Source organism: Pseudomonas sp. Leaf15 (assembly GCF_001421425.1).
GTDB lineage: Bacteria > Pseudomonadota > Gammaproteobacteria > Pseudomonadales > Pseudomonadaceae > Aquipseudomonas > Aquipseudomonas salomonii.
In genome coordinates, this window is record NZ_LMKI01000005.1 from 57,616 (window position 1) to 73,192 (window position 15,577).

General features: G+C 55.9%; 12 protein-coding genes and 1 pseudogene. 7 read left to right on the forward strand and 6 right to left on the reverse strand.

Translation table 11 applies throughout. The annotated features are described in order from the left end of the window. Window positions 1-94: 94 nt before the first annotated feature. Together ASE80_RS31335 and ASE80_RS06025 are read left to right on the forward strand one after the other, a co-directional pair. Window positions 95-348 (forward strand): transposase (locus tag ASE80_RS31335; protein WP_236708813.1); only part of this gene is annotated, 254 nt, incomplete at its 3' end. Window positions 349-1,238: 890 nt separating this feature from the next. Then, window positions 1,239-1,724 carry a hypothetical protein gene (locus ASE80_RS06025; RefSeq protein ID WP_053253752.1) on the forward strand — a complete coding sequence of 162 codons (486 nt, stop codon included), beginning with the start codon at window positions 1,239-1,241 and terminating at the stop codon, window positions 1,722-1,724. 297 nt (window positions 1,725-2,021) lie between these two features. On the opposite strand, the pseudogene ASE80_RS29880 reads toward ASE80_RS06025, so the two are convergent. The 3 genes and pseudogenes from ASE80_RS29880 to ASE80_RS06030 form a co-directional block, all read right to left on the reverse strand. Beyond that, window positions 2,022-2,882 (reverse strand): annotated as a pseudogene (locus tag ASE80_RS29880) (IS4 family transposase); the annotation flags it as partial. Between the two features lie 171 nt (window positions 2,883-3,053). Next, window positions 3,054-3,479 (reverse strand): hypothetical protein, encoded by a 426-nt coding sequence (locus tag ASE80_RS30645; RefSeq protein ID WP_111452832.1) that lies wholly within the window; start codon window positions 3,477-3,479, stop codon window positions 3,054-3,056. Window positions 3,480-3,713: 234 nt separating this feature from the next. Continuing rightward, window positions 3,714-3,971: a hypothetical protein gene (locus ASE80_RS06030; protein WP_056858113.1), complete on the reverse strand. Its 258-nt coding sequence runs from the start codon at window positions 3,969-3,971 to the stop codon at window positions 3,714-3,716. Window positions 3,972-4,648: 677 nt separating this feature from the next. Between ASE80_RS06030 and ASE80_RS06035 the strand changes: the two genes are divergently transcribed. The 5 genes from ASE80_RS06035 (at window position 4,649) to ASE80_RS06050 (ending at window position 10,173) form a co-directional block, all read left to right on the forward strand. Further along, on the forward strand, window positions 4,649-7,213 hold the full coding sequence (locus ASE80_RS06035; protein ID WP_056858114.1) for an autotransporter family protein: 2,565 nt from the start codon (window positions 4,649-4,651) through the stop codon (window positions 7,211-7,213). A gap of 324 nt (window positions 7,214-7,537) precedes the next feature. Next, window positions 7,538-8,080 carry an alpha/beta fold hydrolase gene (locus tag ASE80_RS29890; protein ID WP_082463570.1) on the forward strand — a complete coding sequence of 181 codons (543 nt, stop codon included), beginning with the start codon at window positions 7,538-7,540 and terminating at the stop codon, window positions 8,078-8,080. A 374-nt stretch (window positions 8,081-8,454) separates the two neighbouring features. Next, a complete protein-coding gene (locus ASE80_RS06040) occupies window positions 8,455-9,135 on the forward strand; it encodes a CsgG/HfaB family protein (RefSeq protein WP_056858115.1) in 681 nt (226 codons plus the stop codon). 28 nt (window positions 9,136-9,163) lie between these two features. After that, window positions 9,164-9,526 carry a DUF4810 domain-containing protein gene (locus ASE80_RS06045; protein WP_056858116.1) on the forward strand — a complete coding sequence of 121 codons (363 nt, stop codon included), beginning with the start codon at window positions 9,164-9,166 and terminating at the stop codon, window positions 9,524-9,526. Continuing rightward, window positions 9,523-10,173: a DUF799 domain-containing protein gene (locus tag ASE80_RS06050; protein ID WP_017136674.1), complete on the forward strand. Its 651-nt coding sequence runs from the start codon at window positions 9,523-9,525 to the stop codon at window positions 10,171-10,173. Before ASE80_RS06045 ends, ASE80_RS06050 begins: the two co-directional genes overlap by 4 nt. Window positions 10,174-10,254: 81 nt before the next feature. Here the strand turns inward: ASE80_RS06050 and ASE80_RS31340 are convergent, their stop codons facing one another. The 3 genes from ASE80_RS31340 to ASE80_RS06065 form a co-directional block, all read right to left on the reverse strand. Further along, window positions 10,255-10,995 (reverse strand): M10 family metallopeptidase C-terminal domain-containing protein, encoded by a 741-nt coding sequence (locus tag ASE80_RS31340; RefSeq protein WP_236708807.1) that lies wholly within the window; start codon window positions 10,993-10,995, stop codon window positions 10,255-10,257. Between the two features lie 884 nt (window positions 10,996-11,879). Then, window positions 11,880-13,265, reverse strand: coding sequence for a M10 family metallopeptidase C-terminal domain-containing protein (locus ASE80_RS06060; RefSeq protein ID WP_056858118.1), 1,386 nt, complete (start codon window positions 13,263-13,265; stop codon window positions 11,880-11,882). Window positions 13,266-13,366: 101 nt separating this feature from the next. Beyond that, a complete protein-coding gene (locus ASE80_RS06065) occupies window positions 13,367-15,283 on the reverse strand; it encodes a M10 family metallopeptidase C-terminal domain-containing protein (RefSeq protein WP_165822992.1) in 1,917 nt (638 codons plus the stop codon). Window positions 15,284-15,577 lie beyond the last annotated feature (294 nt).

The window sequence follows — 15,577 nt, forward strand, 5'->3', positions numbered from 1 at the left end:
CGTGTTTTTATTCAGATAAAGACTATATTTTTACATGGATACATTAGCCGTGCTTGCTGAACTGTATGGCTGTAAAGTTCACGCATTGTGCTGGATGACAAATCATGTTCACTTGTTGTTGACTCCGACCTGCTGCGCGGGGGCTGGCCTGCTTATGAAGGGGCTGGGGCAACGCTACGTTCAATATGTCAATCGAACATATCAACGTACGGTCACGTTGTGGGAAGGCCGTTTCCGCTCCTATTTGGTTCAACAAGACAACTATGTTTTAGCTTGCTATCGATATATCGAAATGAACCCGGTCAGAGCGGGTATGGTTGCTCATCCGGGCGACTACCGTTGGACCAGNTTTGGTTCAACAAGACAACTATGTTTTAGCTTGCTATCGATATATCGAAATGAACCCGGTCAGAGCGGGTATGGTTGCTCATCCGGGCGACTACCGTTGGACCAGCTATAGGACAAACGCGCAGGGCGAGCTATCAGGCTTTATAAGCTCGCATGCAGTTTATAGCGACTTAGGTAGCGGCAGCGCGCAACGAGCCGAAGCTTACCGGTCTTTATTCAATGATCGACTTTCACCTGGGCTGATAGAACAAATCCGATCTTCTACAAACGGTAATTATGTTTTGGGCGATCAGAAGTTTGCGTCCGAGATCCAATGATCGACTTTCACCTGGGCTGATAGAACAAATCCGATCTTCTACAAACGGTAATTATGTTTTGGGCGATCAGAAGTTTGCGTCCGAGATCGCGCACGCATTAGGTAAAAGAGTTTCGCAGGGTGTGTCAGGACGCCCAAAAAAGTATGAGTTAAAAGAATAGAAGAATAGTGGTCTGACCCCTATTTTCCGTTGCAAAAGTTAATAACGGACGCAGCCCATATTCTGAGTTAAACGGAGCAATTGGGGAGGCTCGTGGCTGGAGTCAGGCTATTGAATCGGGGCAAACACCAATTTCCGGACCTGGGAAAGCGTCACTTCCAGGTGCAGATTACATTACGTATGATCCATCATCGCGATCTGTGATCGTCTGGGACGCCAAGTATCGTGCTCCTGGCGGAAGCTATCCGACTTCCTTACCAGATTCAAAGTTAAAGGCCTGGCAGTCAGAGATCATAAACTCCGTTAAAAATATGCCGGAGGGATCGGCCAAAGCAGCCGCGGAGAGCGCGCTTAAGGCTGGCAGGGTCGAAGGTCGAATATTCAAATGGCCACAGTAGGCTTGAGGTATTTAACATGAAAGAATGGTCATCGCTGTGCAAGTCAAAGGTAGGGGACGTCGTTGTTGAACGGGAGCAATGCGTTATCGCTATGGGCGACGGTGCATACAAAATTTCAGACGATCAGTATTTTTTAGCTGACGCTTTTTCTGATGAGGGAGAGGAAAAACTTCGTTTGCTATCCCTCTACTGGGCCTGCAGTGAGCCTGCATTTAGAAGAGCCTACTACAGGGATGTTGAAAATGATGACATGGCCGTATGCCGGCCGCCGCCTGAATTGCTTCCAGTTGGGGCGGGGGAGACCTATAGTCAGATAAAAAATGCTCTTGGCTCTCTTGGTTCTGACAAATTTATTGAGTACGCCTCCTATCGTGTTATGTCTGATGGTGCATTTGTTCATAAGGGCTTAGAAAGCTCATTGGCTGTTTATTATTTTCGCTTGCATGATATTGTTGATGAAGAGCTGCCTTACGCGATACTGTGGAAGCTTTCTAATGTGTGATTTGATGGAGGGGAAAGGGGACGGATTTATTTAATTTTACGAGTGCTTTGTTAATTAAATAAATCTGTCCCCTTTCCGCCCGTGGCAAGTACACCGGCACCATCGTGAAAGGCTGGGAGCAGATTTGCGCCGGGAGGAAATAGTGATCGATTGAAGGAATAAAGGTTTTGGACGCGAGGCCGTAAAATGAATAACTATGAGAGTGCTGTACTGGTTCTTGAGGAGATGGCTACCTTGCTCGATATGGCGGGAACTCGGGACTGAGAAGAATAGTGGTCTGACCCCTATTTTTTACTATTTTTTACGGCGCTTATAAATCGCTACGATTTTTGCTGGATTCCATTTGCCTTGCTTAAGATTGCTGGCAAGCAACCATGGCTCCCGTTCACGCCTGGCTGACTGTCGGCTGAGCTTACTTTTGGCGATTGAGCCGGTCACTCGTTGATGCTTGCGGCCCTTGGCTGAATGTCGCAAGCAGTACAAATCGATCAAGTGCGGAGCGCTACGTGTCATCTCGACCCGGCCAATCGACTTGGGTGACGAGATGGCCAACGCATACAAATTTTTCACGGGCAGCCACTCATTTTCGTCACCACGATATAGCTCACGATTTCGTATGCGAGCCACGTAGTACCAGCCCTGCGCAGCCACTGCTTTCATCCATGGTCGCCGGAAACCTGCATCGGTAACCATCACTGGAACACATCCATCGGGCAGTAGTTCAGCCAGTGTTTTGAGCAGGTGGTTTTGATATTTGGGGCAACCCTCACGCTCATGAACACTTTCATAAATAGGAAATGAGCGCCCCGCCAGCGGTATCGCGGCTCTCAACAAAAAAGCGTTGCCGGGAGCATCAATCCGGGACCAGTCAACCAAGACTAATGGGTGCTTCACCGACCCCAGCAATGCCCGCAGGATCACCCAGTAGAACAGCGGGCGCTCTGCTCTGTGGTGTTGATTGCCCAGCAACCGATCAACCCGCTTGATCGCATGTTTGGGAAACGCCTGACCTGGCATAAAACGTCCGAGCGCTGTCAGCGTCAAGCGGCGGCCTTGCAGTAACGAACTGACACAACTCATCAGTGTTGTCAGGCGACGAGAATGGATTGAAGGCAGTGCTTGAGCGAGCGCTCTGTGTAAAAATCGGATGGCTTGCATGGGTCGGGGATCTTGTTTTTGTGTGGTGCAAACCAAGTTGCCGACTCATGCAGGCTTCTTCAATAATTCCAACTTCTTGATTTTTCGTAAGAAAAATCGGGGATCCCTCAGGGTCTGACCCCTATTTCCCTAAGGGTCTGACCCCTATTTCCTTCCTATTTTCTCCATCTATTAGTGCCCGCTTGTACTACCAAGAACGGTGTCCCAATACCAAGTCCACCAAGAGTTTTCTTTATATTCTGGTTTTTTATCTTGAGGTTTTAGGTAGGGTTTCCACGTCATCATTAGTTCAAATCGCCGGATTGTGCCTGGCACCTCATCAATAACTTCCATACGGTAGAATTGGTTCTCGGATAAGTTTTTTGACACGTGCTGCAAATATTGCTCTAGTGTGGTTGTTAAGTTTGCGCTTCCGCCAGGTTCCATTGAGAGCAGCCACAAACGGCTATCTCCAGTTGTTACTATTTGTGCATTACGCCTCCAACCACTTTCATGCATCTTCTGTGGGTCGTCGGCAAGGTCCGTATGTACTTTTCTAATGAATGAAATAGCTTCCGGCAACAATGTGAATGATTCTTCGCCAAAGTACTTGTCCATTTATGAGTCCTCATATCTACTATGTTTGCTATCCGGCTCACCGGTGTCGTATGAAAGACTATGGAACTCTGCGTTTTTATAAACCTGTGAGAATTGACAGTTTTTTAGAGTTTTTTGTTATAGCTGTTATACAAGAACTGTCGCGAAAATCCTGATGTAAAAAATTGATTGGTCAAGAAAGCCCCCACGCCTATATCCGCAAGCCGGGCGGCATGCGAGCCGCCCGGTTGTTACTCAGGATGGATCGGCATTGAGCCTGCGAATGATGACATCCAGCAAATCACACCCATCACGCAGCGGTATAGCCAGTAGTTGGGCGAAGTCTTGAAGCACCACAGCATCGCTGCTTAGCTGTTCGCGGAAGGCAAGGTTTTCCAACAGTTGGGTGACGGCTCGAATCCGGTACGCGGCGGCGTCGTGGAGCACGTCGAGGGGCGCGCGGGTGTCGATAAGCAGAGCGGGGACGGTGCAGTCGTGGCCCGTTAGGGGCATGTATTGGTTCATTTTCAGTACTCTGTTGGTGGATTAAGCCACCACGCATTCGTCGCCAAACGAATGGGTGGCAGCTGTACGCAGGTTGGCGAACCGGAACAGAGTAACCGGCAGACCCGAGGGTCTCCCGCGCACAGCCGCCATAACATGCACAGCTTTGCGGGTGCAAAAACACCTGCATAGAAGCGGGTTGCTTTTGCACTCTGTTGTCAGGTCGCCAAACCTGATCGCCATATGGGCGACGGGCCGGACTATAAGCCCCCCACCCAAACCCACGCAAGGCACCAACGCCCTGACTTAACCCCCTTTCGCCTATTCCCAACCCCACCATCCCCAACGCATTCCGCCGTCTGCTCACGGATATCAGGCAAACCCTCGGTAATTTGGGGAGGTTTCCTACCGCAAAAGGAACCATTTCCCTCAAACCCGGGTCTTTACCCCGCCCACCCGCAACCGGTCGGGCTGCATGGACTGCAGCGTTTTAAAACGACATTAAGGATTAATGTGAACTTCGCCTCCCCATTCCCTTGTCTGCCACCGGCTGCGGTGCGATTGCCCGCGCCTGTGGTTCAGCAAAGTGCCTTGGGGAATGCATTCGGATCATCTGATCCCTCGCTCAGCACACCTACAGCCGCCGGGCGTATTGGCGGCTTTGACTGTAGTTCATGGAGTTTGAAATGAAGCGTAAGCCGTTCCAGAAAACCCTGCTGGCCCTGATGGTCAGCGCAGGCGCCGCGCATGTTGCAGCGGTGGAATTCGACGTGAGCAGCGGCCAGAACAAGTGGAAAGGCCAGGTGTTCAACGAGCCTGTCACCTTGGTCGGGTCGCGCAATGTGGTGGCCACCCAGCGCAATGTCGATGGGGCCAGTGTGGCCGAGACCAATGTTCAGGGTTCGCTGATCAACCGCGCCGACTACAACATTGATGGCAGTGGCCTCAACATCCGTGGTTTTGTGGTGGATGGCGCGCTGGACTCTGATCTGCGGGCCCGTGGCGGCACGATCACCGGTGATGTGATCCAGGCCGGTACGATCAGGCTTACCAACCAGACCTGGGCCGAAGGTTTTGAGGTGGGCGCCGCGAACATCGGCGGCAGCGTGATCAACTCCGGAACTATCGTCGCCGTTGACGTGCCGGGGTCGGACAGTGACGGCGAGGGCATGTACCTCAATGGTACGACCGTTGGTGGTGACGTGATCAACTCCGGCCTGATTGATGTCACTTCCATCTACGGCTACGGCCTGATCCTGGATACCCATAACAACATGCCGGTGACCGTCGGCGGCAAAATCCTCAACTCCGGCACCATCCGCGTCACGGGTGAAGAGGCGTTGGGCATTGAAGTTGAAACCGACACCAGTGACCTGCGCATAGAAAACAGCGGTGTGGTGACGGTTAACGGTGGCATGGCCAGGGCCGTACAGTTCAACTCCGGTACCTTCGATTACTTGCTCAACACCGGCACGATTGAAGCCAACGGCGCCAATGCGGTGGCTGTGCATCTGACCGGGGCGACCTTTACCCAGAACCCGCAGCCGGGCGCGCGCGGGGTTATCAACCGTGGCCTGATCAGTGCCGACAGCACCGCGATCCTGGTCGATGCCCGTGACCAGACTTCGCCGTTCGAGATCAACCAGCAAGCAGGCGAGATCCGCAGCAAATCCGGCACGGCCATCGACGCTGCCAACCTTGCCACGCTGAACTGGACGGGCGGCAAAATCACCGGCGACCTGCTCAACCTGAGTGCGGTGAACGTCGCTGGCCAAGCTGATTTTGTCGGCCAGCGCATCATCGCGCCGGTCTCGATTAATTCCGGCTCGTTGAACCTGGCCGCGCCCGGTACCACGATCAGCGGCAACCTTAACGTCGCCAGCGGTGCGGGCATTGATATGCACCTGGCCGACAGCGTGGTGCCGACCACGCCGTATCTGTCGGTCAACGGTACGGCTAATTTCGCCCAGGCGTCGAAGCTCACGGTGAGTGCGCAGCCAGGCGACTTTGCGCGTACTAATAACGGCACTCAATACACGCTGTTGCAGGCTACCAGTGTGCAGAACAACGGCTTGTCGGTTGCCAGTTCGTCATCGCTGCTCAACGTGCTGAGCTACTCGGCGGATGCGCAAACGGTCAAGGCTGTCGTCGCAGTTAAAGACAACCAGCAAGTGCAGCAGGAACTTGCCGGTGCAGGTGCCAGCGCCGCAGCGGCCACGGCGGTGAATACGTTCAAGAACGATGTGCTCGGCGGCCTGAACCAGAACGACCCAGTGTTCCAGTCCCTCGCCAACGCCGGGACTGCGCAACAGCTTGCTCAGGTGAGTGAGCAACTCAAGCCGGACGTGAACCGTGGCGCGCTGGATGTGGCGTTGTCGGGGCAGACTGTTATCAATGGCGCGATCTTCAACCGCCTCACTGATCAGCGCGAAGGCCATCAAACCGGCGGCGTGTGGGTGCAGGGTTTGAGCAGCAACATGGACCAGGACGGGCGCGGCGGTAACAACGGCTACTCGGCCAACAGCAGCGGCATGGCCGTGGGTGTGGATGGGCGTTTGAACGACACCACCACCTTGGGCGTGGCTTACAGCTACCTCAATTCCAACATCCATTCGGACCTGGGCAACAAGACCGATGTGGAGGGCCACGCGCTGTCGTTGTATGGCAACTGGGCGCTGCAAAACTGGTTTGTGGATGGCAGCCTCAGCTACGGCCACAACGACAACGACAGCAAGCGCCATGTGGCCGGCACCACGGCCAAGGGCAGTTACGACAGCAACGTGTTGGCAGCCAGTGTGATCGGCGGCTACAGCTTCAAGCCATCGCAGGCGGTGGTGATCGAGCCACGCGTGGCGGCGCGTTATGCCAATGTGCGCATGGACGGTTTTGACGAGAAGGGCTCGGCCGCCGCGTTGAGCACGCGCTCGCAACGTTATGAAGTGGGTGAGCTGGGCGCGGGTGTGCGTTTGGCCGGCAACTTGCCGATGGGCGCAGGCAGCCTGCAACCGGAAGCGACTTTGATGGCGTATCACGACCTGATGGGTGATCGCGTCGCGCAAACCTCCAACTTTGTCGCGGGTGGTGCGGCGTTCACCACCACCGGCGCGTCGGTGGCGCGTGACAGCTACGAGGCGAGTGTGGGCGTGAACTACCACGTATCGGACTTCACCGTGGGCGCCAGCTACACCCGCCAGGCACGCAGTGGCTTTGACGCCGATGGCGTGATGCTCAAAGCGCGTTACGCGTTCTAAGCCCCAGCGCTGATCGTTCCCACGCTTTGCGTGGGAATACCGCCCTGGACGCTCTGCGTCTGCTTTTAAGGCCGTGACGCAGAGCGTCACCGGATGCATTCCCACGCGGAGCGTGGGAACGATCGGTAACACCGCCGAACCCCTGTGGGAGCGGGCTTGCTCGCGAAAGCGGCAGGTCAGTCGATACATGCATTGGCTGACACACCGCCTTCGCGAGCAAGCCCGCTCCCACATGTGGATGTGCGGCGCACCGTAGCCCCGGAATAATCCCCGCCCCTCAAGTGTTCATCTTACTGAACAGACCATTCTCCGAGGCCTACCTGCATGAACCGACGTCCTGATAACACCTACGTGCTGGTCGCGGGGGCGTGGCATGGTGCCTGGGTTTGGCGCGATGTGATACCGGTGGTGCGCGGCATGGGGCACGCGGCGAGCGCACCGACGTTGAGCGGTTTGGGCGAGCGTCGTCACACCGCCGATGCGTGCGTGGGCCTGGGTACGCATATCGAGGATGTGGTGGCGCACATCGAGATGGAGGACTTGCACGCGGTCACGCTGGTGGGCTGGAGTTATGGCGGCATGGTCACCACGGGTGTGGCGGCGCGCTTGCCTGGGCGGATCCAATCGCTGATCTACCTGGATGCGTTCGTACCCGAGCCGGGCAAGGCACTGGTGGATTACGTGCCCGCCGAGCGCCGCCGGCGCACATTCCGACCAGCAATGTGTATTGCGAAGGCTACCTGGGCAGTGACTTCGGGCAGTTTTACAACCGCTTCAAAAATGACCCGCACGTGCGCACGGCGGTGCTGGGCAGCGGGCATCACTGTATGTTGCTCGACCCTTTGGCCACCGTCGAAATGCTCGTGAGCCTGGCCTGACCTGGCAGTAAAGGGCCGCTGCCGTTGGGCGGGGAACGCCCCCGCAGCAACGAAACCGCTTGAGTACACAGGGCAACCCCGTAAAATACCGCGCACTGGATACAAGGCATTTTTCAAGGACGAATCAAGCAATGCGCCTCTCTGCTTTTCTCCCTGCCACCCGCCTCACCGCGGGCCGCATGTTTCAACCGCACTGCTGCATGGCAGTCACTCTTCCTGATACCGCTATTGGCGGGCTCGACACTATTGATGTTGAGGCCGTGTGCAAGCATTCGCGCTTTTTCAGCAAAATCTGATCGCCGCCACTTGGTTGATAACGTACACCACAGCCCTTTCCGTTGGTTTCACCTCTAGGAGCACCCTGTGAAAACACTGTCCAAAATTCTGCTGTCGGGCTTTGCCGCCGCAGCGCTGCTGAGCGTGGCCGGTTGCGCCACCGAGAGCAACCGTGCGATGCCGGTGGAGCAAGTTGCCAGCGCCCACGTCGCTTATTCCGGCGTGCGTGTGCCAATTGCCGTGGGCAAGTTCGATAACCGTTCCAGCTACATGCGCGGCATCTTCTCCGACGGCGTTGACCGCCTTGGCGGCCAGGCCAAGACCATCCTGATCACCCACCTGCAGCAAACCAACCGCTTCAGCGTGCTGGACCGCGACAACATGGGCGAAATCTCCCAGGAAGCCGCGATCAAAGGCGCCGTGCAGAAGCTTAAAGGCGCCGACTATGTGGTGACGGGCGACGTCACCGAGTTCGGCCGCAAAGAGACTGGCGACCGCCAGTTGTTCGGCATTCTCGGCCGTGGCAAAACCCAAGTGGCCTACGCCAAGGTTGCGCTGAATATCGTCAACATCAGCACCTCCGAAGTGGTGTATTCCACCCAGGGCGCCGGTGAGTACGCGCTGTCAAACCGTGAAGTCATCGGCTTTGGCGGCACTGCCAGCTACGACTCCACCCTCAATGGCAAGGTTCTGGACCTGGCCATGCGCGAAGCGATCAACCGCCTGGTAGACGGCATCAACGCCGGCGCCTGGAACCCGCGCAACTAATAACAAAACGCCAAGGAGCACTACACGGATGAGCAAGGCAGTTAAGTTGGCGCTGATGCTGACAGCAATCGCGACGGTCGCCGGGTGCCAGACGGCGCCCCAACCCCTGTATCAATGGGAAAGCTACCAGCCGCAGGTTTACGAGTACTTCAAGGGCGAGCCCAAGGAAGCGCAGGTGGAAGCCCTGGAACGCGACCTGCAAAAGATCAACGCCAGTGGCCGCAAGGCCCCGCCGGGTTACCACGCGCACCTGGGCATGCTGTACATGAGCATGGGCAAGGATGACCAGATGGTGCAGGAGTTGCGCACCGAGAAGGCGTTGTTCCCTGAGTCCGCTGCGTACATGGATTTTCTGCTGAAAAACGCCAAGGCTGGAGTCGCCACTAAATGAACCTGTTAAAACTCACCGGCGCCTTGCTGGCCCTGGCGTTGCTCGGCGGTTGCGCAGCGCCCAAGACCATTGATTACACGGCCTTCAAACAGGCTCGGCCGAAGTCGATCCTGGTACTGCCACCCATCAATGAATCGCCGGAAGTGCAGGCGTCCTACAGCCTGGTTTCGCAGGTCACCTACCCGTTGGCCGAAGCCGGTTACTACGTGCTGCCGATTGCCCTGGTGGACGAGACCTTCCGCCAGAACGGCCTGACCACCGCCAACGATATCCAGGGCGTGGCACCGGGCAAGCTGCATGATATTTTTGGTGCGGACGCGGCGCTGTACATCACCATCAGCGACTACGGCACCAAGTACATGCTGATCTCCAGCGACACCTCCGTGACGGCCTCGGCCAAGCTGGTGGACCTGCGCACCGGCACCACGCTGTGGACCGGCTCGGCACGCGCTTCCAGCGAGGAAGGCAACAACAATGGCGGCGGCCTGGTGGGCATGCTGGTCTCGGCAGCGGTGAAGCAGGTGATCAACAGCTCCACCGATGCGGCGCACCCGATTGCCGGTATTGCCAGTGTCCGACTGCTGTCGGCGGGGCAGCGTACCGGCATTTTGTATGGCCCGCGTAACCCGAAATACGGCACCGACTGAGTGCCTGTTCAACCGTGAACAACCTTTGCTGGCCGCTCGGGTCCGCAAAGGCTTCGCGGGTTTGGTATCCGCGCGTTGCAGTCAGTTTACAAGCACGTCCGGTGGCCTGATCACTTGCGTACTGGTCACCACGAAGTCTGCTGTGCGGTTGCCGGTCAAGTCGATGGCGATGAAATGGCGCTGGGTCTGGGGGTTGAAACCCACGATCGCGTCGCCAATGCGCCCGCTGAATGCCTTGACGGGCTTGAATTGCGTATTGGTTCTTCGCTCCAGCCCGCGCAGGTCAATCTTGTCGGTGCCGCTGGTGAAGTCCATGATTTCATCCGGGTTGGCAGGTGTGGAGTCGCTGGCGTAGTTGTAGACGAAACTGTCGGCGCCGCCGCCGCCGCGCAAACGGTCTGCGCCCGCCCCACCGGTGAGCCGGTTATCGGCCTCGTTACCGATCAGCACATCGTGGCCCGAGCCACCGATCGCGTTTTCGATGAGGCAGTTGCGGGCGATAGAGACGTTGCCTCGCCCGTTGCCCACATCGGAGAACGAGCCCGCCCTCAGGTTAATGACTTGGTTGGTGTGATAACCCGATACGTCCAGTGTGTCGTTGCCGGCGCCGTCCCATATGCAAAAATAGGCGGAGTCCTGAGGGTTTCTCAGGGAGTAATAGTCCCTGCCGGTATTGGAGTTGAAGCCATAGGTGTTGTTTTCTCTACGCGTTTGGTAATTGGCACCGTAAAAATGTTGGATTGCACTGATGTCGTCCATCATGCCGGCCAATGGCCTGTCTTTTGCATTTTTGCCACTTTCAGCAGCCGTGTAATAGCTCATGAGGGTATGGGCTTTAGAGTCTTGGGCATATACGCGCGTAGAACTGTGGGGGTCCCCCCTGTTGTAATCGCCAGGGTGAGTCAGGCCGAGCGCGTGCCCGATTTCGTGGGTTAGGACTGGGCGCTCCACTGCGTGCGGTCGGTAACGTGTATCACCGGCCTCACTGTCCAAATTGTGTGTGTAGGGGTATTGGCCAGCGGCATAGTCGACGGTGTTGGACATTCGGAAGGTCAACCGTCCTTCCGCCGGGCCACCGTTTTCAGTAAAGGTCAGGTTGGCCACGTCGGCCCAGGATTGGAGGGAGCGACGGGCTTCTTGTCTCTGGTGGTCATTGAATCCCATGCCTCGCTCGTGAGTGAAGTAGTAGGAAACCTCAGTCTTATTGTTTCGGTTCCTGTCCTCCCATCTTCTTGTTCCTCGCGTGAGCTGCCTGACGGCCTGCTCTTTGTTAAAAGACGGGCTATTGACGTTGCGTATGTAGGGGTCGTCCGGGCGTTGAGTCGCGTCATAGCTGCCCCCGTTGGTGTCGTGTTGGCGACGTTGGGCCAGTGGGGCGGTACTCGGATGAGGGTGATAGAAGGGCGTACTCGGATTTATTCTCAAGGTCGTTGTTCTCACTGGGTAATAACACTTGTCCTTCTAGATGACGCAGGCAGATTCCATGTTGCTAAGTGTGAAGTTGCCAGTGTTGGCGTTACTTTCCAAAGCTCGATGTGTGTCCGAGTGAGTCGGTTTTCTGGTAGGTAAAGTGTTCCTACACAGGCTTAAGCCAATGCCCAGTCCTGGGCTGAATTTTCGCCCTGCATCAGAAAAAACGGCCATCGCCGATGGCCGTTTTTCACACGTGTTCAGGTACAATGTTGAACCCTGGCGCGACCGCGTGCTTAACCGGAGGCATACCGTGAGGTCGTCAGCCCACTGATATCCTGGGGCCTTATCAACCGCGTGCTTTTCAGCAGAAAGTCCGTCTGGCCGTTGCCGGTCAGGTCAATGGCGACAAAGTACCGATTACTGTAGGCGTTGAACCTCACTACCGTATCGCCCGCGCGACCTGTATAGGCGTGCACCAGCCGCAGTTGAGTGCGGGTGTCCTGGCTCAACCCGGTAAGGTCGATCCTGTCTCGGCTGCTGACAAAATCGGTGATCAGGTCGGCGTTCGCTACGGTCGAGTCGCTCGCCTTGTCGTATACAAAAACATCCGCGCCCCCGCCGCCCCTTAAGGTATCTGCGCCGCCCCCGCCCTTGAGGCGGTTGTTAGCGTGGTTGCCGATCAACGTATCGTCATGGCTGCCGCCAATGGCATTTTCCATGATCACGCCCTTGGCGATGGAAACATTGCCTTTCATACCGCCCACATCAGAGAAGGCCTCGGCGTTCAAGTTGATGGTTTGTTTCTGACTGAAACCGGAACAGTCCAACGTATCGTTGCCGCCGCCATCCCATATGCAAAAAACCGGCGCGTCCTGCGAGGACGTCAGGCTGAAATAGTCGCGCTCGGTGTTGGAGTTGAAACCGTAAACGGTATCGCCGCTACGGGTCTGGTAGTTGGCGCCGTAGGCGGCCTGTATAGCGGCAATGTCATGCATCAAGGGCGCCACCGAATAGTGGGTCCACTGTGCGTTTTTTGCGAAGTTTTGCCCGCTGCTGATTTCGGGGTTATAGCTCATCAGGCTGTAGGCTTGAGAGTCTTCAACGTATCCGCGCTTGGCGGGTTGCCGGTTATAGTCACCGCTATGGTCAAGGCCCAGCGTATGCCCAATTTCGTGGGCCATGACATGTTGGTCGTAACGGTCAGTCCTCGGCTGTGCGTGCCCTGAGTCCAGCCATGCCTCACCGCCTTTTTTGAAGCTTCTGGGAAAGGGCAGGGTTGCATAGGATTCCTCGTTGCCCTCGTAAAGACCCAGGGTCAGCCGCCCCTCGGTACTGGCGCTTTTGTGCGAGAACTTTATACGGGCGACATCCGCCCAGGCTTGCATCGACGTAAGCGCCCGTTTCTTTTGTTGTTCATTCAACTCACGGGCACCCTGGGGCACATGACTGACCCGGTGCGGCTCATCCTGCGTAAAGAACTCATAGGCAATATCAATGACGCCGTCGCGGTTGTGGTCTTGCCATTTCAATCCCATTTCCCGGCTGGCGCGTAGCAGGTGCCTGGCGGCTTGGGCGCTGGTGTAGGACACCAGTGGCGTGTCCTTGACGCCACCGGGTAGTTGATACACAGGTTCAAATAGTGCAAGCGCCGTATAAGGCTTGTTATTAACGGGGAGCATCTACTTGAATCCTTTTAATAGGCGAACGGAGGCGTGAACGTTAAAGCTCATGGGCAATTAAATTTCTCAGTGGGGCGGGTGGGGTTAAACCTTTGGAAGTGCTACCCGCGTGAAAATAACTTGGTGGGTGTTTGAATGTTTGCAGTCAAACCCATAATGTCCTCGGGTTTTATCGGTTGAGTGCTTTTGACCAGGAAGTCGGTGCGGCGATTGCCCGTAAAGTCCACGCCCACAAAGTATCGACCACTGCGTGCATTTAACTTAACGACGGTATCGCCAATGCGGCCTGTATAGTTATCGACAAGCCGCAGCGGTGTGCCGGTATTCTTGGCCAAGGCAGTGAGATCGATCTTGTCTTTGCCACTGACAAAGTCCTCAATCAAGTCGGCATTCTGATAGGACGAGTCACTGACCTTTTCGTAACTGTGTGTCATTGAACGATGGGAGGGGCGGGTGGGTGTGAGTGTGGATCGAGTAGTGGGGGTGTCAGGCTGTTGATGATGGGCTGTGGTGTTTGCGGAGGCGACAATATCGTCTGCTTTGACTTGCCCATAAGTGCGGATCAGCAGGTCGGCTTTGCCGTCGCCCGTCAGGTCAATCGCCACGCTGCCCTTGCCGCTTTGTTGATCGTAGGTGAGCACGGTCTGACCGGCCTTGCCTGTCATCTCACTGACGAAAGCCAGGGCGCCGACATTGGCGTGCTTCATGGCCACGGACACATTGATTTTGTCGGTGCCGCTGACAAAATCCATAATCGTATCGGGGTTGTCGGGCGTGGAGTCACTGGCACTGTTGTAGTCAAATGTATCCGCGCCGCCGCCTCCGCGCAGCCGGTCTCCACCCGCGCCGCCGGTGAGCCGGTTATCGACATCGTTGCCGATCAGCGCGTCGTCGCCTGAGCCGCCGATGGCGTTTTCCATGACGACACCCCGGGCAATGGACACGTTGCCCCTGAGCCCGCCGACATCGGAGTACGAGCCAGCCTTGAGATTAATGGTCTGGTTGGAACGGTAGCCGGAAACGTCCAGGGTATCGTTGCCACCGCCGTCCCATATGCAGAACACGGCAGTGTCCCGGTTGGAATTGAGGGTGTAGTAGTCGCGCTGGCTATTGGAGTTGAACCCGTAGGTGGTGTTGTCCTGACGGATCTGGCGGTTGACGCCATAGAGCGCCTGGATGGCGGAAATATCATCCATCATGGCTGACGCTGGTTCGGCGCCGCCATGGCTTTTGCCGCTCAGTGCCGCCCCGAAATAGCTCATGACGCTATGAGCCTGGGAATCCTGTACGTGACTCCTTCGGTTCTCGTCATAGCCGCCATCGTAGTTTCCGGTATGCGACAAACCCAGGGCGTGACCCGTTTCATGAATCAAGTCGTAGCGCGTGACCCTGGTGGGGTTATACAGAGTGTTACCTCCATTGGGATGGTTACTTGGGAAAGCGCCTACGGCGCTGGGGACTGCGCTCGATATGCCAAATGACATTTTGCCTTCTGTGCGTGGCCCATTCTTCTGAAAGGTGAGATTGGATACATCGCTCCATGACTGCATGGCCCGTCGTGCCATTTCTCTCTGGCGCTCATCGAACCGCCGGGCGGCGCCGTCGAACGAGTAGGAAACAGAGACTTTGCCATCGCCATTTCGGTCATGCCATTTAGCGTTTGCTCGAGTGAGATTCTCGCTTGCCTGGCGTTCATCGAACGAACGCACATTAATGTTGGCCGCGTAGGGGTCGTTGGCGCGCAGGGTTGGATCCTTGCCGTCCCAGTAGCGTTTGGTGGCGGTGTCGAATGTCGTCGGGTTGGTTGTTGTGGTTGGATTAAATGGCCGCCGTGTGGGTGGCTGAATAAAGGGCTGTACGAACTTACGCACGAATGGGTGTTTGAGAAATGGCTGCACGAAAGGTCTGAAGACCGGGTGGTTGAGAAAGGGTTGGGTAAAAGGCTGAATAAACGGGCGCAGAAAGTTTTGGCTGTAGTCGGGTTGCTGGAAGATAGACGGGCGCGAGTCGATTCTCATAAGATTAATCCTGGTTCTTGTTGTTGGGCTATTCCTTGTGTAGGGAAGTGCATGTCCGTGTGCTGGAAATACCTTCGCACCCTATAAGTTAATTTCCAATAGGGTATTTATTTCTAGTGTGTGTCAACAGGCCGGTATGACATGGTTTGCAACGGCTGTTTTGTTTATCCGGTTTTTAAATTTAGTATCGAAGAGGCGGGTTCCCCAAGTATTACTCGTCTTGTTGAAAGCTGATATGTCGTTTGTGTTTAACGTGTTTTTTTTGGAAATATAGAATTGCTTACAGTGTGAGTA

Bases quoted from the DNA above. Each gene is read 5' to 3' on its own strand.
- ASE80_RS06025 (WP_053253752.1), top strand. From the start codon at position 1,239: ATGAAAGAATGGTCATCGCTGTGCAAGTCAAAGGTAGGGGACGTCGTT.
- ASE80_RS30645 (WP_111452832.1), bottom strand. From the start codon at position 3,479: ATGGACAAGTACTTTGGCGAAGAATCATTCACATTGTTGCCGGAAGCT.
- ASE80_RS06030 (WP_056858113.1), bottom strand. From the start codon at position 3,971: ATGCCCCTAACGGGCCACGACTGCACCGTCCCCGCTCTGCTTATCGAC.
- ASE80_RS06035 (WP_056858114.1), top strand. From the start codon at position 4,649: ATGAAGCGTAAGCCGTTCCAGAAAACCCTGCTGGCCCTGATGGTCAGC.
- ASE80_RS29890 (WP_082463570.1), top strand. From the start codon at position 7,538: ATGAACCGACGTCCTGATAACACCTACGTGCTGGTCGCGGGGGCGTGG.
- ASE80_RS06045 (WP_056858116.1), top strand. From the start codon at position 9,164: ATGAGCAAGGCAGTTAAGTTGGCGCTGATGCTGACAGCAATCGCGACG.
- ASE80_RS06050 (WP_017136674.1), top strand. From the start codon at position 9,523: ATGAACCTGTTAAAACTCACCGGCGCCTTGCTGGCCCTGGCGTTGCTC.
- ASE80_RS31340 (WP_236708807.1), bottom strand. From the start codon at position 10,995: ATGAGCTATTACACGGCTGCTGAAAGTGGCAAAAATGCAAAAGACAGG.
- ASE80_RS06060 (WP_056858118.1), bottom strand. From the start codon at position 13,265: ATGCTCCCCGTTAATAACAAGCCTTATACGGCGCTTGCACTATTTGAA.
- ASE80_RS06065 (WP_165822992.1), bottom strand. From the start codon at position 15,283: ATGAGAATCGACTCGCGCCCGTCTATCTTCCAGCAACCCGACTACAGC.